The organism is Brevibacillus antibioticus (assembly GCF_005217615.1).
In the GTDB taxonomy this organism is placed as follows: domain Bacteria; phylum Bacillota; class Bacilli; order Brevibacillales; family Brevibacillaceae; genus Brevibacillus; species Brevibacillus antibioticus.
The window spans coordinates 210,061-231,483 of the sequence record NZ_SZNK01000001.1; the positions used below are offsets into that span (position 1 = coordinate 210,061).

A 21,423-nucleotide genomic window follows, 5' to 3' on the forward strand; every position below is an offset into this window, starting at 1 on the left:
AGGGAACGAGGATGTCCAAAATGCTCAATGACAATCAGACCGCAAGTCCCGCCGCTTCCTTGAGCTATGAGGAGATGAAGAGGCAAATTCAGGCGTTGCTGCCCGCGCCTGTCGCGTTTTCCGATGATCAAAACCTGATCGAGCTGGGGCTGGATTCTCTGCAAATGATGAGGGTGGTCAACAAATGGCGCAAGGAAGGCGTAAAGGTTACGTTTGCGGAGCTAATCAGTGCTCCCACCTTGCGTGATTGGCAGGCGTTGCTGCAAAAAAGCAGCGCCTCGCTTCCACGGGTGGACGAAAGAAAAGCAGATGTGGAAGTAGAGGTGAATGTGCCCTTTCCACTCACGGATGTGCAATACGCTTACTGGATTGGACGCCAGGATGATCAGCCTCTCGGGGGAGTCGGGTGCCATGCGTACCTGGAAATCGATGGGACAGGCGTGGAGCCGGATCGCTTGGAAACGGCGTGGGGCAAGCTGCTGATGCACCATCCGATGCTTCGGGCCAGATTTTTGGAGGATGGACAGCAAGAGGTGATGAGTGCCCCGACGTCCACTGGAGTAGTGGTTCATGATCTGCGGTCTATTTCTGAGAACGAATTGGCGCGGGAGCTAGATCGTATACGGGAGCGACTGTCTCATCGTCGTCTGGCGGTGGAAGCGGGAGAAGTTGCCGGTTTGGAGCTGAGCCTGTTGCCAGAAGGCCGGACCCGCATCCATTTTGATTTGGATTTGCTGGTCGCTGACGTACAGAGTCTGCACATCGTATTACGCGATTTGGCGGCAGCATATGCACGAGGTAGCAAGCCCCTTGCCCCGACCAACTGGAGCTTTGCCCATTATCTCGGCCAAGAGGCAGAGCGTCGGGCACAGGACAAACAGGAAGCAGCCCGCTATTGGCAGGAGCGCCTTTCCACATTGCCGGGAGCGCCAGGCTTGTCGCTGAAGGAAAAGCCGGAAATGATCAAGTCGCCTATTTTTACACGACGAACGCATTTCATGAACGTAACCGATTGGGCCCTTTTGCAAAAACGATCCGCAGCACAGCAGGTCACACCAGCGATGGTACTGTTAACGGCTTATGCAGAAGTACTGGATCGTTGGAGCACCCATTCGCAGTTTCTCATCAACATTCCGCTATTCGATCGCCAAACCGGAGAAGCTGGCATTGAAGACGTCGTTGCCGATTTTACGAATCTGCTACTGCTTGCGGTTGACATGCGGGAGCCTTCCTCATTTCTGGCGCGTGTGCGAGCTGTCCAATCGCAGTTTCACCAGGATGTAGCACATGCGGCTTATTCCGGTGTTCAGTTGCAGCGGGACTTGGCTCGTGTCCGTCAGGGAGAGCGGGATTTTGCCCCTGTGGTGTTCGCGTGCAATTTGGGTACGCCGCTGATTAATGACGAATGCCGCGACACATTGGGCAAGCTCTCTTACATGATTTCGCAAACGCCGCAAGTATGGCTCGATTTCCAGTCGTATGAAATGGACGGCGGGCTCCTGCTGGCGTGGGATGCAGTTGATCAGCTGTTTCCTGACGGGATGCTTGACCAAATGTTCGGCGCTTTTTGCCAGCTGATGGACTCCTTGGTGACCGAGGAAAATGACTGGCAAGCCGCGTCCATGCTGCTTCCCGAATTGGAACAGAAGAGGAACGATCAAGCTGTAGACGATTCACAAACACAATCGAGTCAATGCTTGCACAGTAACTTTTTTGCCTATGCAAGAGAGAATCCGCACGAGCTGGCAGTAATCGATAGTCATGCTTCCGCTACTTTTTCGTATGGCGAGTTAGCGCGGTACGCATTGCAGATTGCCGCGTATCTCCAAAAGCAAGGCGTTGAAGCAGGAGAACCTGTGGCAGTCAGCCTGCCGCGCGGAATCGATCAAGTCGCCGCGGTTCTTGGTATCGTGGCACGAGGAGCATGCTACGTCCCGGTTGGAATTGGGCAGCCATCTACAAGGCGTGAGCGCATTCATCAAAAAGCGGGGATTCGCTATGTGCTGACGGATACAGAGATAGCGCAAACTTTGGCATGGCCAAAAGACGCTGTTGTTCTGTCTGTTGTGGATGCTTTGAATGTTTTACCGCTGGCAGAATCCGTGCCGATTTCTTTTGACAGCCTTGCCTACATCATCTTTACTTCTGGCTCCACGGGTGAGCCAAAAGGGGTAGAAATCAGTCATTCCGGGGCATGGAACACCATTTCAGAAATAAACAGACGCTACGGAATCGGGCATACGGATCGGATCTTGGCGGTTTCCTCACTTGATTTTGACCTGTCTGTCTACGACCTGTTCGGATTGCTCAGTGTAGGCGGCTCGATTGTACTCATAGGCGAAGAGTTGCGACGGGATGCGGCTCATTGGGCGAGACTGGTGGACCAGCATCAGGTGACGCTGTGGAACTCTGTACCCGTGCTGCTCGATATGCTCTTAATTGCTGCGGAGAGCGGATCGTACGAGAGCTTGCCGCTTCGCTTGACCATGCTCTCCGGGGACTGGATCGGTCTCGATTTACCGCAACGACTGAATCAGCTCGCACCGAACAGCCAGCTTGTGGCGATGGGGGGAGCGACAGAAGCATCGATTTGGTCCAACTTTTTTGATGTGACACTGCCGTTGCCCGCCCATTGGACATCGATTCCGTACGGTCAACCCCTTGGGAATCAGGCTTATCGGGTTGTCGATGCGCATGGACGTGATTGCCCTGACTGGGTAGAGGGAGAATTGTGGATCGGCGGAGCAGGTGTGGCAGTAGGCTATCGGGGTGATCCTGCACTGACCGCAGAGTGCTTTGTCAACTGGAACGGTTCACGCTGGTATCGGACTGGTGATCTCGGACGTTATTGGCCGGATGGGACCATTGAATTTCTCGGGCGCAAGGACTTCCAGGTGAAAATTAGAGGGCATCGCATCGAGCTGGGTGAAATCGAATCGGTCATGAAGCAGCATCCTGGCATTCGTGATGCGGTAGTGACAGCAGTAGGTGATCCACGCGAGAACAGGCAGCTGGTTGGGTATGTGGTACCAGAACGGGAAAGCGAATCAGCGCTGTTTGATCGTGTAGAGGCCGATCCGAAAAAGAGCGAGGAACTGTGGGCAGATGTCATGGATACGGGTCGTGTGCAGACCTTATCAGATCATTTTGCAAGCGTCAGACCGGAAGATTTCACCTCGTTTTGGGCGTACATGGAGCAACTTGCCGTTCGATTCATTTACCGCGCATTGGAGAGGGCGGGAGTAAAATTTGAGCAAAATGCCAACTACTCCCTCGATGATTTGATGCAGAGCTGCGGGATTCAAGAGCGTTATCGCGGGCTGGTCAGTCAGTGGCTTCAAACATTGGAGGACGAAGGCTTTGTTCGTAAAGACAAATCGGATGTCTACAGCATCACGCAGGCGAGCATGACTGAATGGTTGGAAAAGTTGCAAGTCTCTCAGGTATCGCCCACATGGGAACCGCAGGCACAAGCCCTTTTACGTTATTTGGAAAAAGTCAATGACGAGAGTGTTGCGCTGTTGCGTGGCGAGCTAGACCCGTTGGCCCATTTCTTCTCGGAGGAAGTAAGCCTGACTCCGAATGATCTGATGCAGACACTCCCTGGCACAAAGCATCGTGACAGCGCAGCGCTGGCGTTGGTCGAAAGGCTGGTCCATCGTCTTGGAGAAAGGTCTGAATCAAAACCAATACGTGTGCTGGAAATCGGGGCGAGGAGCCTAGCACTGACGGAATCATTGCTGGCTGTACTCCCGACAGATGCGACACATTTTACATGCACAGACACCTCGACTTTCTTTACGAATGCAGCAAAAACGAGGTTCCGGGAGTACCCGTTTGTGCACGATCAACTGCTGGATATCAATCAAGATCCACTATCCCAAGGCTTTGAAGCACATCAGTTCGACGTTGTGATTGCCTCTGATTCCCTGCATCGTGCGAAAAATATCGGGATGGCCCTCTCGCATGTTCAAAGCCTTTTGGCTCCGGGAGGCATGTTGATTTTGCTGGAGATGACCCGTAACAGCCGATTGCAGCAAATCAGCACGGCATATCTCGAAGATGGCTTTACACATTTCGAGGATGAGCGGCGTAATGAACAGCTCCCCTTGTTATCCGTGGAAGCATGGCAGCAGGTCTTGCAGCAGCAAGCCTTTGCAAAAGTGGCAGCTTTCCCAGAAGACAACGATTTTGGTCAGCATGTACTGGTTGCACAGGCGCCACTTCAAGTCAAGCGCTTCAACGCTGCACAACTATCTGGCTTCCTGAGTCAAAAGCTGCCTGATTACATGGTTCCGACTGCTTTTCTTTTGTTGAGTGAACTGCCGCTTTCTGCAAACGGCAAGGTAGATCGGCAAGCCCTGCCGACTCCTGACAGTCTGATGAAGGCAAAGGGAGAAAAAGCGTATACAGCTCCAACGACACCAATCGAAACAGCACTCGCGGCTATTTGGTGCCAGCTATTTGAACTGGAGCGGGTAGGCGTTACAGACAACTACTTCGAGCTCGGCGGGGATTCGCTCTTGGCAACCAGACTCAGTGCGATGATTCGCAGCAAGCTTGCGGTAGAGCTGTCGTTAGGGCGAATTTTTGAAAAGCCGACAATTGCCGGACTTGCCCAGCATGTGCAGATGCTTCTGGAGGAAAAAGGAACGACGTCAGGCTTGCCAGCAATGGTACTGGCTCCACAAGACAGGCATCAGCCTTTCCCGCTCACGGATATCCAGCAAGCCTATTGGGTCGGGCGCAGTGGTGTTTACGCCCTGGGTCATGTCTCCACGCATTGCTATTTCGAAATCGAAGGGCAGCACTTGGACCTGGAGCGGATCAACCTGGCTTGGCAACGATTAATTGACCACCATGAAATGATGCGGGCCGTGATTTTGTCGGATGGCTGGCGTCAGCAGATTTTGGAGCAGGTTCCTGCTTACCGGATCGAGGTGGCTGATTTGCGGAACCAATCGGACGAAGAAGCTGAGTCCGAGCTGCAAGCCATTCGGGAAGAAATGTCCCATCAGGTATTGTCTACGGATGTGTGGCCGTTGTTTGAGGTGCGCGCTTCCCGCTTTGGAGACGAACGGGTTCGCCTGCATATCAGCTTTGACAACCTGATTTTTGATGGATGGAGCATGTTTCACCTCTTGAGCGAGTGGACGAGGCTGTATCATGAGCCAGATGTGCCTATGACACCACTGGATCTGAGCTTCCGCGATTATGTACTGGCCCAAGAAGCGCTCAAGTCTACTGAGCTGTACCAACGCGATCTGGACTATTGGATGGATCGATTGCCGGATTTGCCGCCAGCACCGCAGCTGCCTTTGGCGAAAAATCCTGACACGATTACCGAGCAGCGTTTCCATCGTTTGGAAGCCAGAATCAATCGAGAAGCATGGCAGCGGCTCAAAAAGCGGACAGCAGAGGTCGGTCTGACGCCTTCCGGGATTTTGCTGACAGCGTATGCCGAGACCCTCGGTGCATGGAGCAAGAGTTCGCGTTTTACGATCAACCTAACGCAATTCAATCGATTGCCCTTGCACGCGCAGGTAGCCGAAATCGTAGGTGACTTTACTACGCTGACCTTACTGGCAGTCGAGTTGTCCGCTGGCGAGACGATTTTGGAACGCGGCAGGAATTTGCAGCAGCAGCTATGGCGTGATTTGGACCATCCTTATGTGGGTGGAGTCCAAGTCCAGCGCGAATTGGCGAAGCAAACAGGAGAGCACAACGGTGTTGCCATGCCGATTGTCTTTACGAGCGCATTGGGTGTAGAGCAGTGGAGCGGGTCTGACTCCGATGGCAAATGGCTGGGCAAGCTCGTTTACAACATTACGCAGACGCCGCAGGTATGGCTGGACCATCAAGTGGTTGAGCAAGACGGAGAACTGCTGCTGATCTGGGATGCCGTAGAAGGGCTGTTTCCAGAAGGACTCCTTGCTGACATGTTTACGGCCTATTGCGAGCTGCTGCATCGACTGACGGAAGAGGATGCGGTATGGCAAGAGTCGGCACCGAGCCAGATTGCTGTTCCCCGACTGGAAGCAAGAATCGCCGCAAACGATACGGCTGCGCCTATATCCGCAGAAACACTCGTCAGACTATTTGACAAACAAGCTGCATGCCAAACGGATCAACCTGCCGTGATCGCTACTCAGCGGACGTTGACTTATGGGGAGCTTGCCGACGCTGCTGACCAAATCGCGAAGTGGCTGCGTTCCCAAGGAGTCCAACCGAATACGTTGGTCGCTGTCGTGATGGAAAAAGGCTGGGAGCAGGTCGCAGCCACGCTCGGGATTATGAAATCCGGGGCCGCTTATTTGCCGATCGATCCGCTGCACCCAGAGGAAAGACGCTCGCAGCTTTTGCATGATGGACAAGTACAGTTCGTGCTGACACAGTCGTGGCTGGATGAGCAATTGGGCTGGCCTCTGGATGTGGAGCGGCTCATTGTCGACCAGATGACGGTAAGGGACGAGGCAAGCACGGTAAATTCAGTGACATCAGCTGTCGGGCAGCCGGAGGATTTGGCCTATGTCATCTATACATCCGGGTCAACAGGCCTGCCAAAAGGAGTCATGATCGACCATCGAGGCGCGGTCAACACGATTGAAGATATCAATCAACGATTTGCAGTGGGGGCGCAAGATCGGGTGCTCGCTTTGTCCAATTTGAATTTCGATTTGTCGGTCTATGACATTTTCGGCATGCTTGCCGCGGGTGGAACGATCGTCATGCCGGATGCGGATAAAGCCAAAGACCCTGCCCACTGGCTTGCGTGGCTGGAAGCCGAGCAGGTGACGGTGTGGAACACAGTTCCAGCGTTGATGCAGATGCTGATCGAATACGCGGTGGGGAGAAACCTTCAATTGCCGCATTCGTTGCGTCTCGTCTTGCTGAGCGGTGATTGGATTCCACTAGATTTGCCAGACAAGATCAAGTCGTTTTTCCCTCACGTTCAGGTGATTGGTTTGGGTGGCGCAACAGAGGCCTCGATCTGGTCAAACCTTTTCGCAATCGAAGACGTCGACCCTAGCTGGAAAAGCATTCCGTACGGTCGTCCCATGCTCAATCAGCGCTACCATGTGCTGAACGAAGCGATGGAGGATTGCCCTGTTTGGGTGCCGGGACAGCTGTTTATCAGTGGCATTGGGCTTGCAAAAGGCTACTGGAGAGATGAAACCAGGACGAATGAAAAATTCATCACGCATCCGCGGACAGGAGAAAGACTGTACCGCACGGGGGATTTGGGCCGTTACTTGCCAGATGGCTCGTTGGAGTTCCTCGGTCGGGAAGATTTCCAGGTGAAAATCAGAGGGCATCGGATTGAGCTGGGCGAGATCGAGACGGTACTAAAACGCCATGAAGGGCTCAAAGACGTTGTCGTGGCCGTGCCAGATGACGGTACGGATGAAAAGCGCTTGGTCGGGTATGTGGTGCTGGATCGTGAAAAGGATTCCGCGTTATTCGAAACAGAGCAGGCCGACCCCGCTGCAAGTGCTGCTCGTTGGCAGGCGATCAACAGCATGGGTCACGCACAAGCCGATACCATTCCCGAGAGTATAGATGTGAAAGCCGTCACGCAATTCCTGATGGAGGCTGACCGTATAAGCACCGCCTACATGTGCCGCACGCTGGAGCATATGGGAATGTTCGCCCAAGTAGGAGAAAGCACTTCAATTACGGAGCTCATGCATCGTTTTCAGATTCATCCTCGTTATCAGACCTTGCTTGCGCATTGGCTGGAAGTGCTGGTAGAAGAGGGCTTGCTGGAAAAACGTGCTGCGGGTACGTACGTGAGTCTGCGTGCATTGCGTGAAGGTGTGCCGGATGTTGTTCTGTCAGCTTCCTCGCTTCGTACGGAAGCAGCACGAGAGCTCGAAGGCGTTTTCCGCCGCGACTATCTGTTGTTTATTGGTCTGTTAACGGGTGAGCTCGATCCGTTGGAGCTCTTTCTAGCAGACGATGCTTTCTTAACACCTGCTGGCTTGAGCCGCTTTGACCTGACGCGGGAGTTTTACAGCAGCCTTGCCGGGACGGTATTCGGCAGTATCGTAAGCCACCATCCGTCTGAGAAAACACTGCGGGTGCTAGAGCTTGGCACGAGAGCCGGAAGCTTGACGCAAACGCTGGTGTCCACCTTGCCTGCAGAACGCAGTCGTTATTTATACGTCGACGAATCCTCCTTTTTTACCGACAGGGCAAAGAAGGAGTGGGGAGAGCAGGCTCCGTTGGAATACGGTCAGCTTGACATGAACGTAGCACCGCTTGCACAAGGCTATGATCCGCATTCGTTTGACGTCATCGTTGCGGACAATACGCTGCATCGCTCTCGTGATATAGGAAAAACGCTGGCGTACTTGAAAGGGTTGCTCGCACCTGGGGGGCTTCTGTTCCTGATCGAGTCGACGCGCAACAGTCGTCTGCTGCTAACGACTGTCGGCTTCTTCGAGGATGGGTTTAGCCATCTGGCGGATGAGCGCAAAGCCAATCATCTTCCTCTGCTTACGGTAGAGCAATGGCGAGCGGGCTTGGAACAACAAGGCTTCGCAAACGTCCTTGCCATTCCAGATAAAGCTCAGGTTGCAGATGCGTTCGAGCGCCATTTGATCGTGGCACAAGCACCGGAGACGGTTCGTTTGTTCCGGCCCGAAAAATTGTCCGAAGCCCTGCGAAATAGCTTGCCTGAGTACATGGTGCCAAGCGAGTACGTACTGCTAGATGAACTGCCGCTATCCGCCAATGGAAAAGTAGATCGGAAGGCAATCACAAAGCTTGGCAAAAGAAGGGCAAGCATGCCGAAAAAGACGCATGTTGCGCCTTCCAATGAGCTCGAAGTCAAGCTCGCCAAGGTATGGGAAGAGGTGCTTGGTGTAGCGGAAATCGGCATCCACGACAGCTTTTTTGCACGGGGTGGAGACTCATTGCGCGCGATCCAATGCCTCAATCTTTTGAGAGAGAGATACCAGATTGATTTGTCTCTGCAAAGCTTGTTTGAAGCTTCTACGATCTGCACCCTTGCTGAGCTGATCAAGACAAGCACACAGGCAGCGGAAGATATTGCAGCTGATTTTGACGAGGGGACCATTTAAAAAGAAAAACCGCAGATGAGTAGGTAGGGCTGCGACTCAGTGGCAGGCGCAGCCCCGCCTTTTCTTGGAAGAAGAATGCGGAGAGCAGGCCAGGAGGAAGAGAACATTGGGTATCAAAAAGATTGGCATTTTGGGAGCGACTGGTGTTGTAGGTCATGCTGCCTTTCAAACGATATTGTCTAGGACGAGCTATCCGATTTTGCTGGGCGGCAGAAATCCTGAGAAGCTACGTGAGCTTTTTACTGGGACGGACGTCAGGCTGGAATACCAGCAGGTGGATGTCTTCAACGAGGGTGAGTTGCATGACTTTTGCGGCCGAGTCGATCTCGTCATTAATTGTGCAGGGCCCTCCAAGCAAATCGTTGATAAGGTTGCGGTCGCATGCCTCAAGCATGAGGTTCATTACGTCGATGTGTCCGGAGATGAGCATCTGTATCAACAATTGCTCACACGAAAGCAGGAAATCGAGGAAAAGGGACTGCTGTTTATCATCTCTGCTGGCGTCTACCCGGGGCTGTCGGAAGTCTTCCCGGCTTATGTGGCTGAAAATGATTTGGACGAAATCGATTTGCTCGAAGTTTTTTTTGCAGGGCAGGGCGGATTTTCACTCAATGCAGCATATGACATCGTTTGCAGCATTGAAGAAGATACCGGATGGGGAATGTCTTACTTCAAGCAAGGTGAGCTTAAAAAAATAGACGGGTCGTTCCATCGCAACTACACACTGCCGCATCCCGCTGGCAAGCGCGACACGTATCCGGTAGTGACAAAGGAATTCGGCCTCATGACCAAGGAGCATAAAATCGAATCCGCCTATTTTTACAGCAGCTATCAAAGCAATGCCATCCTGAATCAATTTGTGATGATCAAGGCTTTGCAGCAATACAAAACCGAGGAACAAAAAAGAGCGTCAGCCAAGCTGCTGCTGGAACAGTTTGAGGCGAAGAAGCCAGGTGTGAAGGATTTTACGATGTTCCACCTGCATGCGACCGGAGGCCGTGACGGTAAAAAAGTGCGGGTCGTCTCCACACTTCTGTACCCGGGCGACTGGAATCGGATATCTGGCATCATCGCGGCCTCAGTGGCTCATTTGATCGCGGAAGATCCGAACAGAAAAACAGGCTGCTTTTTCGTGGCAGAAGGCGTATCGGCGACAGGTTTGATTGAAGCGCTTCGCGAGCAGCAGGTCGAACTCATGCATTCCATCATGGAAATGAAGTAGGGGTGACGTATGACAAAAAATCGTAAGTTGCGTACCGTGGTATGCGGTTCCCGCTTTGGACAGTTCTACTTGGAAGCGGTGAAGGCATTGTCTGAACAGTTTGAATTGGTAGGGCTCTTGGCAAAAGGAAGTGAACGCTCGCGACAATGCGCCGAGCGAAATGGCATCCCGCTGTACACCGATGTCAATCAATTACCTGCTGACATTGATCTGGCTTGCGTCGTATTGCGCTCCACCGTGATGGGTGGCAATGGAACAGAGCTGTCGATCCAATTGCTTGCCAAGGGCATTCACGTCATTTCGGAAGAGCCGATCCACCATAAGGATTTGGCGCTTTGCCTAAAGCATGCCAAACAGAACGATGTTCATTTTATGACGGGCGATCTCTACGTACATTTGCCTGCCGTTCGCCGCTTTATTGCTTGCGCTCGTACGATGCTGGCTGTGCAGCCTGCGTTGTACATCGAGGCTGCTTGCGCTACACAGGTGTCCTTCCCGCTTATGCACATTTTGCAGGAAGCCCTCCCTTCTATTCGTCCGTGGAAAATCAGTCATGTCATCAAGGATGAGGGGCCTTTTCAAGTGTTGATCGGACAGCTGGGCAAAATTCCGATTACGCTGCGCGCCCACAATGAAGTCGATCCAGATGATCCAGACAACCATCTGCATTTATTGCATCGCGTGACGATTGGTGTGGCTGGCGGGAGCTTGTCCCTTACGGACACGCATGGTCCCGTCGTGTGGCAGCCGCGTCTGCACGTACCGGATCTTCCCGACATTCACGGTGAGCTGACAGTGTCTCCACCCGCACACATGCTGGAAAACAGTACACACATATTGGGACCGCAGGAGACGCCGACCTATCGGGACATTCTTACGAAGCAGTGGCCGCAAGCTATCGGGCGCGATTTACTCATCATGCGAGATAGGATCATGGAGCAGGTCGACAAGACTGCGGTGGAAACGCGTGCGCAGCAGGAGCTATTGTGCTCACGACAGTGGCAAGAATGGACGCAGGCATTGGGATATCCCGTGCTGCGCTCGCATGGCAGCCATGAGCCGTTGACGTTAGCGTCTCTCGAACAAGCAGCCTGGAGCATTCCGGACGACGAATTCCACAACACGGCGTCACCTAACGATGCGACTGTGACGGACAACAACGATGTTTTTGCATGCACGGCGCCTGCCGAGAGCGAGCTAAAAGGGATCGATGCTGTGCAGGTAAATACGTGCATTGAGCGCCTGGATGCAGCAGCGGTGGCCTCCATGCTGCTTGCGCTGCAATCTCAAGGGGCACTGACAGCGGGACAACATTGCTATACGGCGTTAGACATTTTCACTGCTGCAAATGTAGCAGAACGCCATCAGCCGGTCATCAAGCGCTGGCTATCCATCTTGACGGATCGTGGCTACCTAAAATATGCCGCTGGCGAGTATCAATGCGGCATTCAGATGACGCGAGAGGAAGTAGAACGACGGTGGGATTTAGCCAAAAACGCTTGGAATGGCAAGCTGGGCTCACCACTCGTCACAGACTATCTCAAGGACAATGCGGATCGGCTACCACAGCTGATGAATGATACCCAACAAGCTGCTTTGCTGCTATTTCCTGAGGGCCGCATGCATGTTGCCAATGCGCTTTATCGGGACACCCTAGTGGCACGCTATTTGAACAAGTCAGTGGCAGAAGCAGTAGCAAGGATCGCGTCTACGACCAACTCGCTTCGTATCCTAGAGGTAGGTGCTGGGACTGGAGCGACTAGTGATGTGGTCGTGGACCGCCTAAGGGCGTCTGTTTCCAAAGGACTGAATGTGGAGTATGTGTACACGGATGTGTCCCACTTTTTCTTATCCTCTGCACGTGAACGGTACAAAGCTTGCCCGTGGATGAAATATCAAGTGGTTGATATCGACAAAGAGTTGTTTGCACAAGGCCTCACAGAAGGCAGCTTCGATATCGTGATTGCGGCTGGGATGTTGAACAACGCGCGGGACACGGATGCAGTCATCCAGGGGCTGTTGAAGACCCTTGTGCAAGGAGGCTGGATGATCATTACCGAGCCAACTCGAGAATTCGTAGAAATGCTCATCTCCCAAGCTTTCATGATGACTCCACCAGTAGATGACAGGAAAAATACGCAATCGACCTTCATGACTGTCCAGCAGTGGCTCGATGTTTTTGAACGGGCAGGCGTCAAGGAGCTTGCGGTCTTGCCTGAGGAGTCTCACCCACTGGCACCACTTGGACAAAAGCTGTTCCTCATCAAGAACAACATCGATGTTGGCGTACGTCAGCAGCTTTCCCCAACCGAAAACGAATTGGCCAAGCTCATTTAAATAGGAGAGTGTGCATATGCCTCAAAACCTCAAGAAGAATAGCGTCGAGCTCTTGATGCGCCTGCGCAGAGATGGAATTTTTTTATGGGAGGAAAATGGGAGCCTGCGTTACAGAGCCCCACGAGGAACCCTTGCAGCCGATGATTTACAGGCGTTAAAAGAACAAAAAGCAGAGATTCTCGCTCTTTTGCGAGCCGAATCCCAACCGGTGACGGTGGTACCAGATCCAGCAGCGCGATTTGTGCCTTTTCCCCTGACAGATGTGCAGTCTGCTTATTTGCTGGGAAGGTATGAGCTGTTTGGCTATGGTGGAGTGGCGTGCCATATCTACATGGAGCTGGACTATCCCGAGCTCGATCCGAAACGGGCGGAGGATGCATGGAACCTGCTCATTGCAAGACATGACATGCTGCGTTCAACCATTGATCAGAACGGTCAGCAGCGCATTCTGGAGAAGGTTCCGCATTTGACGATTACCTATACAGATACAAGTGGCATGGATGAGCAGGAGGCAGGAAGAAGGCTCAATGACAGACGCGAAGCGATGGGACATCGTGTGTATGATACTGCCCAATGGCCGCTGTTTGATATCGGCTTGACGAAAACGAGTGACAAGGCTGTGCTCCATGTATCGATGGAATTTCTCATCGCGGATTGGGCGAGCATTTGGCTCTTGTTGGGTGAGTTTGAGGCCCTTTACAAAGAACCGGGAAAAACATTGCCCGCGTTGCCGATTACGTTTCGCGATTACGTCTTCGCTGAACGCAGCCTAAGAGAGACCACGGCATATGGCAGAGACAAAGCCTACTGGCAGCAACGGATCGATGCATTGCCACAAGCTCCAGACCTGCCAATGGCGAGACAGCAGATGCAGGAGGGAAACGCACGTTTTCGCCGTCGCTTCCTTCGGTTAGATAATACTTCGTGGGATACCTTCAAAAAGCGGGCCCAGCAGCGAGGGTTGACGCCAACCGCCGCCGTGATGACAGCCTTTGCCGGTGTGATCGAGCGCTGGAGTCGAAATCGTGCGTTTTGCCTGAATTTGACGTTGCTGAACAGACAGCCGTTGCATGAGCGCGTCCATGAGATTGTCGGGGATTTCACATCTGTCAATTTGCTTGCGGTTGATTGGGGAGTGGAACGTTCTTTTCAGGGGCGGGCGAAAACCATTCAAAAGCAGTTGTTTGAAGATTTGGACCACCGTTTGTTTTCCGGTGTGGAGGTCATGCGCGAGCTAGCACGTAGGCGTGGGCGTGAAGCCGCTTTGATGCCAATCGTCTTTACGAGCGCGATTGGGTTAGTGGAACCAGCGGAAGGCGCTCAGCTACAGGGCAAAATTGCTGGGCACGGAATCAGTCAAACGCCGCAGGTTTTCATCGATTGCCAAGCCATGGACAGCTCGGCAGGCTTACAGGTGAACTGGGATGTGCGGGAGGGTGTTTTCCCTGAGCATGTCGTTGACGAGATGTTTGATGCTTTTGCAAAATTACTGCAATCTTTGGTGGACGCAGAGCAGGTGTGGGAGGGAGCTGACGAAATGGCGTTGCCAGACTGGCAGCGGGAAGAGCGTGAGCAGGTGAATGCGACCACCGCAGCTTTACCAGAGTACGCCTTGCATCAGCCAATCGTTGCGCAAGCCATGTCGACGCCAGATCGTCCGGCTGTGATTGACAGTGAAGGACAGATTTCCTACGCGGAGCTGGTCAAACGAGCTGCCGCAGTAGCAGGGAAGCTGAAAGAGATGGGCTGCCGCGAGCAAGACCGCGTTGCCATCGTGATGGAAAAAAGCGCGCATCAAGTCACAGCTGTACTCGGTACATTGTTTGCCGGAGCCGTCTATGTACCTATTGATCCGAAGCAACCCGAGATGCGCCGACAGGTCATGATGGAACAGGCGGACATCCGTTATGCCTTGACGGTATCTGCCAATCCGGTGCAATGGCCAGACTCTATTCAAACGATTGCGGTGGATCAAGTAAGCCCGCAGCATGAACCATTGATACTGCCTGACCTAAACCCGTATTTGCCTGCGTACATCATCTATACATCTGGTTCCACGGGACAGCCCAAAGGGGTCGTTATCAGCCACCGTGCAGCAGCAAATACGATCGAGGACATGCTTCGTCGCTTTTCGATCACAGAGAATGACCGCGTGCTTGGCCTTGCCCAGCTGAGCTTTGATTTATCTGTCTACGATATTTTTGCCACGCTCTCTGTGGGTGGTGCGGTCGTGTATCCTCATCCCGACCGTCAGTCCGATCCGTCCCATTGGAGTGAGCTGATAGCCAGGCATGACATTACCGTGTGGAATTCCGTGCCGGCCCTTATGCAAATGCTGGTCACGTATTTGGATTCCACGCCAACTGTAAAAGTAGACAGCCTGCGACTGGCCCTGCTTTCTGGGGACTGGATTCCGTTGACGCTGCCTGATCGGATGCAAAAATATCTGCCTGCTGCACAGATCGTCAGTCTCGGCGGTGCCACGGAAGCATCGATCTGGTCGAACTACCATTTGTACAATGGACTGGAAGCAGACTGGAACAGTATTCCGTATGGCCGACCGCTCGCCAACCAAGGCTTCCGCATCCTCGATTCACAGATGCGCGATTGCCCGGTGTGGGTGATCGGGGATCTGTATATTACCGGAGCTGGCTTGGCGGAGGGCTATATAGGAGATCAACGGCTCACGGAGGAAAGATTCTTCCCCCACCCTGTCGATGGAGAGAGACTGTACCGAACCGGTGATTTGGGTCGCTACACACCGGGGGGCGAAATCGAGTTCATCGGTCGCGAAGACAATCAGGTCAAAATCAGAGGGCATCGGATCGAGCTAGGTGAAATTGAATCGGCCCTGCTCAAACACCCTGCTGTCGCCGCAGCTGGTGTCGTGCTGGATGGAGCGAGTGACGAGCCTGTTTTATTAGGGATTGTGGAAAGCACCCGCAAGATGGAGCGGGACCTTGAAGCGGAAAGAGCGGAATTCGCGATGCTCGTAAATGAGATCGGTGAAGAAGCGGACATCGAGGTCAACCAGCGCATTGTCATGCTTTTGCAACAGATTGCGAGACAGTCGAGCAAGCCTCTTCGGATATTGCAAGTCGGCGCAGGGAACAGGGCATTGACAGAGCAAGCCTCGCAAGCGTTGGAAGGCTATGGTGCAGCGTATATAAGCATGGATACAGTGGAAGAAGAGTATCGGGCACAAGGATTGACACCGAACTCGTTCGATGTGGTGTTGGCAGCGGGAGCAATAGATAGCGCCGACATGAACAAGCTGAAAGAACTGATTTGCCCGGGCGGGTGGCTCATTCTTACCAAGTGGACAGAGGATTCATGGATAAGGGAGTGGCAGAAGGAAGAAGATGGTCTTGTGTTTGTGTTGCAAGAGGAGGAAGAGAATTATCTGCTCGCTCATCGGGTGAAGCCGGATAGGGTGAAAGTTAGTGCCGCAGAGCTGGAAAAATTCCTTTCCCTACACCTGCCTACCTATATGCTACCTGCCCACTTGCAAGTCGTAGACGCACTGCCGCTTACCGGAAATGGAAAAATAGATCGCCGCGAGCTGGCAAAATGGCGCCCTGCATCGTCGATCGGACAAAATGCTTCTCTGGACGCTACAGAGGGGACTGAATCTGATCCGTTGGAAGCGCAGCTTGCTCACATCTGGTCAGAAGCATTGGGAGTCTCGAAAATCGGCCGAACACAAAGCTTTTATGAGTACGGTGCAGATTCCCTCATCATGGCACAGGTAGCCGGCAAGCTGCGCGACAAGCTGGCGGAGGACCCGACGCACGATACCATCCCTTTTGATGTCTTGCTCCGACAAATGCTTAACTGCCCGACCGTGGAAGCACTGGCTGGCTTCATACACATCCGCAATCAGGAGAGGCTGCAGAGTGAGGAAGTCGCATTGCCGAAAAAACGCAACAAGTCGAGCAATGCCGTGTTGATTCCATATGGCGGTGACGAATCTGGGCCGCTGAGGGTTGTGTTCCATGCCGTTTTGGGGACGATGGACAGTTTTCGCCCATTGATTGAACAGTTAAAAGCCCAGCAGACAGGAAGCATCGTCGGAATCGCCATTGACGATAGCGAGCGTTATTGCGCGCTAGAGCCGTCTGAGCTGATAGAAACCGTTGCCGATGATTATGCTGAATGCTTGATCGACGTCTTACGTGAAGGAGCGCAAAGGCCTGTACAGCTCATTGGCTATTCCTTGGGCGGATTGATTGCCATTGAAGTGGCGAGAAGACTCGGGGAGCAGGGCGTCCCTATTCTGGACTTGGTTTTGATCGACATTCCCCCGATCCTGACAGAAGTGAATGACGATCTCTTGATCGAGGCACTCTTTGTTCCGAATCTGAACATCACCCTGGAACAGGCTGATTTTGGGAAAGTGGATGAGCATGATTTTGCCCGTGCGATTTTGCAGCTAGTAGAAAAATACAGGGACTGCATCCCGCAAGGCTCAGCGTGCACCATCAGGGGAGACGAGGGGCTTGACCAGGTGGGAGAGATGTTCCGCAAATTATCCACGTTTGACAGAAGAGAACGCTTCACTGCTTATGTCCATGCGCAAGGAAAAGCAACAGGGGAACAGATGCCAGTGGAAATGGCAGAGGGCTTGTGCAAGGTGTTTGGGCAGAGCTTTAAAGCAGCACGCTATACTCCATTGCCTTATATGGGAGACATTCGCTTCCTGCTGGCTCGCGAGCCGTTTCAATTTTTGCCAAGCACGAGCGAAGAGACCATCGCTTTTTGGCAAGATATATGCATTGGTGAACTGGAAGTGACAGAAATCGCCGGAAACCATTACAGCTGCATGACAGGAGAGAATGCGATCAAGCTGGCGGAGCTGTTGGCAGTACCACTCGGCACCAAATAACCTCTTTGGTAACTATCAAGATAGCGGCAGACAAGGACGACAAAATAACGTCCATTGTCTACCGCTGCTCCTTTTCCACCTGCCAACGCTCCAAACAGATTTATAAACAAATGTCCATTAGCTGCTGCTTGTTAACTCCGCCGATACTTTATTCACGAGCTGATCCGCTTGCCGTGTCGTTTCGGGTAAACGATATTTGGGAGAGAGCTTGGTGATCCATGCGCATGCAGTTGGCAAAGAGATTCCGTGCCCAATCGAGACGAATATCGGTTTGATATTCGGTTGTGTCCGCAAGACTCCACCGATGATTTCATCCTGATCGATTAAAGGGGAATACACGCCTCTATCCTGTGCTGGTTCTTCGTATTCACCTAGCAGTCTCGTTTTTCCACAGCCAATGGTAGGAATGTCAAACAGGACGCCCAAATGACTGGCTAGTCCGAATCTTCGCGGGTGAGCGATTCCTTGCCCATCGCAGACGACGAGCTGTGGTGCTGTTTTTAGCTCCTTGAATGCACGTACTAGTGGAGGCAGCTCTCGAAAAGAAAACAAGCCGGGAATATACGGAAATTCGGCGGTGTCTTGAATGACGACAGTCTCGACGACTTGCAGGGAAGTAGCGTCGAGGATCACGACACCAGCGACTAACAAATCAGACTCGGCATGATAGGCGACATCTACTCCAGCGACGTAGCGTATATCCGTTAGTTGATCTGCTTTTTTCACTTGCTGGGCGAGTTGTCGCTGTAAGTTGATGGCCTCTTGCTCATCAATGTTCCAAGGATGTTGGATAATCGGCTCCATCTGGTTACCTCCGGATGATAGAAGATTTGTTCATTATATCCAATGGAGGCATTGCGCTCCAAGTCTTTGGAACAATCCTGAGAAAATACGTTGACTTCTCGGATGAAAAGCACTATTTTGTAACCGACAGAAAGATCATGTTCGAGATGGAACGAGGAGGGCTCGTCGTGAAAATCGCAGTAGTAGGAAGCATCAATATGGATCTCGTAACCCATGTACATCATTTACCCAAAGCAGGAGAAACGATTGCAAGCCATCACTTCGAGCTGATCCCGGGTGGAAAGGGAGCGAATCAGGCAGTAGCGGCTTCTCGCCTGGGTGCGCATGTCTCCATGATTGGAATGGTAGGAGAGGATGAGAACGGCCGGGTTATGCTGGGAGGGCTAACGGATGCGCACGTTCACATAGAGGGCATCAAATGCTCGGGTACGACAGGCATGGCTTTTATCAATGTAAGTGATGATGGGGAAAATAACATCGTGCTCGTTCCGGGGGCGAATGCGCTCGTCAGCACCGAGCATATTGCAGACAATCTGTCCATTTTAAAGGACAGCGACGTCGTATTGCTCCAACTGGAAATCCCGATGCCTGTCGTGGAATATACAGTCAAAGAGGCTGCCAGACTCGGCAAGCTGGTCATTTTAAATCCGGCACCTGCACGCGAGCTATCCAGTGAGCTATTAGCCCATGTACATACCTTAACCCCAAATGAAACAGAGCTTTCTATTCTCACGGGAATGCCTGTATCCACGATAGACGAAGTGCATGCAGCAGCCCAAAAGCTTTTGTCTGGTGGACCAAAACGCGTCATCGTGACATTGGGGGAAAAGGGCGCTCTCATAGTAACCGCCGATGAGGCGACCCATATCCCGGCTTTCCGCGTAGAGCCAGTAGATACAACTGCGGCAGGCGATTCCTTTACAGCAGCTTTTGCGGTTGGGATCACACAAGGAATGACCGAAACCGAAGCGGCCACTTTTGCCAGCAAAGTTGCAGCGATTGTCGTGACAAGGAACGGTGCTCAACCATCCCTGCCTACTTTCGATGAAGTACAAGCATACTCTTTTTAATGGGGAAGATTTAGAGACAATATAATCAATGATCGAGCCTATTTTGAAAGATGATTTTCAAAATGGGCTTTTTCTATAGGCATGTTTTGTACAGTTGCAGACATTTTATTTGTTGACCGAACGGTACATAATGTGTAAGATTTTCCATAACAGTTGGAAACGAAAGGAGGATTCCGGTGAGCAAACGCGGCAGACCACGTGATTTTGATTACACGTCCATCGTAGATGTGGCCATGAAAACATTTTGGACAAAAGGCTACAATGGTTGTTCTACGCACGATTTATGCAGTGATACTGGACTGGGTAAAGGCAGCTTGTACAATACGTTTGGCAGCAAACAGGACCTTTACCAAGCAGTGGTGGAACACTATCACGAAACTGGGATTCGTGAACAGCAGGCATTATTGGACAGTCCGGGTTCCGTGAAAGAACGGTTGCAAAATTTTTTAACTTGGGCATTGGTGGAAGACTTCGAATCTACGAATCCAAAGGGATGTTTGCTGATCAATGCGGGATTGGAACGGGCAAAAGACGATCCCAAGATTGAAGAAATATTCTCCAGACATGTTGAACTTCTAAAGCAAACTATGGAAAAAGTGATGGAGGAAGGCTTGCGAACGGGCGAAATCTCCAAAAAACGAACTGCTGTGGATTTGGCTAGCCTATTTTTAAGCAGTTACTATGGCTTCCGTGTGTTGAATACGTCCACACAAAATCGGACATTGGCGGAACAAATCATGAACGGCACTATGGAATCTATCTTCGGCGCGTAATGCGCTCTTTTTTTGAGTGATTTTTGTACCGGATGTTACAAAAATGAGTAGGGAGTGTTCCTTGATGCCGTCGATGATTTATTTGTTAGCGGTAGCGATTTTTGCGATGACGACTTCTGAATTTATGGTGGCTGGCATGATGAATGAGCTTGCCGATGATTTCGGTGTATCGATCCCATCCATCGGGTATTTCATTACGGCGTATGCGGGTGCAATGGTCATAGGAGGCCCGATACTAACGGCAACTCTCCTGCACATTCGCCGAAAACAAGCGTTACTTTCATTGGTTGTCTTCTTCTTCTTAGGCCAATCGTTAGGAGCAATGGCTTGGAATTACGAATCGATGATGCTTGCACGTATCCTAACCGGTATTGCTTCATCCGCAGCGTTTGGCATCTCCGTCAGTATTTCAGCCAGCTTGGTTCCTCCTCATTCACGTGGAAAGGCAGCTTCGATTGTTTTGGCAGGCTTAATGATTGCTACTGTCATCGGTCTCCCGCTGACAACCGTGATTGCACAATATTTCGGCTGGAGAATGAGCTTTTGGGCAGTTGCCGTCGTCGTATTGCTATCAGGGGTATTGATTCAATGGTTGCTCCCTTCCGACGCACACAAAGACCAGATGAACGTAAAGGATGAGCTTGCCAGTTTTCAAAATCCGCACCTTTGGGCCGCGTATGCAACGAGTATGCTGATTATTGGCGGTACCTTCGCAGCGTTTAGTTATTTTACTCCGATTCTTACGGATGTAACGGCTTTTTCGGAAGGGAGTATCCCGTATTTGCTTGCCCTTTATGGCATCGCGACCGTGATCGGAAATATCGTGATTGGCAGACTTGCTGATCGTTTTGCCATGCGAATCCTTGTATCGGGATTAAGCATACTCTTAGCAGCATTGGTTCTGTTTGCCGTAGGCGCCGAAAATAAATGGATCGCTGTGCTGTCCATTGTTCTGATTGGGTTGACAGGTGTTGCGATGAATCCGGCCATGATCGCACGAGTTATGAATACAGCAGGCAGTGGGACAATGGTAAACACTGTGCATACTTCCTTTATTACATTAGGTGTTGCCATTGGTTCTTCCTTAGGCGGGATCGGAATTAGTAGTGGTTACGGACTTATTTCACCATTGTGGGTAGGCGCTTGTTTAGCTGCTATTGGGTTACTTTCAATCGTTCCCTATCTGCAAAAGAGCAAAGTGTAAAAAACCATACAATCCCTCTTGAAAGTCAAAGAAGGTCAAACT

Annotated in this window: 8 protein-coding genes; 7 read left to right on the forward strand and 1 reads right to left on the reverse strand. The window is 51.9% G+C overall.

The annotated features are described in order from the left end of the window. Window positions 1-11: 11 nt before the first annotated feature. The 4 genes from E8L90_RS01025 (at window position 12) to E8L90_RS01040 (ending at window position 17,530) form a co-directional block, all read left to right on the forward strand. Window positions 12-9,086 carry a non-ribosomal peptide synthetase gene (locus E8L90_RS01025; protein WP_137027614.1) on the forward strand — a complete coding sequence of 3,025 codons (9,075 nt, stop codon included), beginning with the start codon at window positions 12-14 and terminating at the stop codon, window positions 9,084-9,086. 106 nt (window positions 9,087-9,192) lie between these two features. After that, window positions 9,193-10,308 carry a saccharopine dehydrogenase family protein gene (locus E8L90_RS01030; protein ID WP_137027615.1) on the forward strand — a complete coding sequence of 372 codons (1,116 nt, stop codon included), beginning with the start codon at window positions 9,193-9,195 and terminating at the stop codon, window positions 10,306-10,308. 9 nt (window positions 10,309-10,317) lie between these two features. After that, window positions 10,318-12,645 (forward strand): bifunctional Gfo/Idh/MocA family oxidoreductase/class I SAM-dependent methyltransferase, encoded by a 2,328-nt coding sequence (locus tag E8L90_RS01035; protein WP_137027616.1) that lies wholly within the window; start codon window positions 10,318-10,320, stop codon window positions 12,643-12,645. A gap of 16 nt (window positions 12,646-12,661) precedes the next feature. Next, window positions 12,662-17,530, forward strand: coding sequence for a non-ribosomal peptide synthetase (locus tag E8L90_RS01040; RefSeq protein ID WP_137027617.1), 4,869 nt, complete (start codon window positions 12,662-12,664; stop codon window positions 17,528-17,530). 117 nt (window positions 17,531-17,647) lie between these two features. Here E8L90_RS01040 and nfi read toward each other — a convergent pair whose 3' ends face one another. After that, the gene (nfi, locus tag E8L90_RS01045; protein ID WP_137027618.1) at window positions 17,648-18,334 is read right to left on the reverse strand and encodes a deoxyribonuclease V; all 687 of its coding nucleotides are present in this window, start codon (window positions 18,332-18,334) and stop codon (window positions 17,648-17,650) included. A 167-nt stretch (window positions 18,335-18,501) separates the two neighbouring features. On the opposite strand from nfi, the gene rbsK reads away from it, so the two are divergent. The 3 genes from rbsK (at window position 18,502) to E8L90_RS01060 (ending at window position 21,381) form a co-directional block, all read left to right on the forward strand. Then, on the forward strand, window positions 18,502-19,404 hold the full coding sequence (gene rbsK / locus E8L90_RS01050; protein WP_137027619.1) for a ribokinase: 903 nt from the start codon (window positions 18,502-18,504) through the stop codon (window positions 19,402-19,404). Between the two features lie 176 nt (window positions 19,405-19,580). Continuing rightward, on the forward strand, window positions 19,581-20,177 hold the full coding sequence (locus E8L90_RS01055; RefSeq protein ID WP_137027620.1) for a TetR/AcrR family transcriptional regulator: 597 nt from the start codon (window positions 19,581-19,583) through the stop codon (window positions 20,175-20,177). A 64-nt stretch (window positions 20,178-20,241) separates the two neighbouring features. Then, a complete protein-coding gene (locus tag E8L90_RS01060) occupies window positions 20,242-21,381 on the forward strand; it encodes an MFS transporter (RefSeq protein WP_137027621.1) in 1,140 nt (379 codons plus the stop codon). Window positions 21,382-21,423 lie beyond the last annotated feature (42 nt).